Genomic DNA, 465 nt, shown 5'->3' with positions numbered 1-465 from the left:
GCCAAGCGCGCCAGCAGGCACAACTTAAACAGCTGGCGGACCGTGGTGAAACCCAACTGTCGCGCACCGATCCCGATGCGCGGGCCTTGAGCAAAGGCAACCAGCACGTCACCGGCGACAACGTACAAAACCGCGTTGATAGCAAACACCAACCCATCATCCATCACGAAGTGACCAACGCCGGGAATGATCAAAACCAGTTGAGCGGTCAATGGCTGGGTGCCATGGCCGTCCTGTCGGTCAATGAACTGACCGTTGTGGCCGACAGCGGTTACTACAGCGAGGCACAACTTGCTGCCTGCCAAGCCGCCAACGCGACTGTCTACGTCCCGATCCCGGACAAGCACAAGGCCGTCAACGCCCAAGAACGCCTCCGTGGCGAGCGCTTTCATTACCACCGTACCCTTGATGGCTACACCGGCCCCACTGGCGAGATTCTGCGGCCACGCGGCAGCGCCCACAAAA

1 pseudogene is annotated in these 465 nt (G+C 60.4%); it reads left to right on the top strand.

Annotated elements, in window-relative coordinates:
- Positions 1 to 86 precede the first annotated feature (86 nt).
- Positions 87 to 465: pseudogene (locus BQ17_RS22645) on the top strand (IS5/IS1182 family transposase); the annotation flags it as partial.

Origin of the sequence: Candidatus Thiosymbion oneisti, assembly GCF_900092655.1 — a bacterium.
Lineage (GTDB): Bacteria > Pseudomonadota > Gammaproteobacteria > Chromatiales > Chromatiaceae > Thiosymbion > Thiosymbion oneisti.
This window is presented reverse-complemented; position numbering and strand designations above follow the sequence as displayed.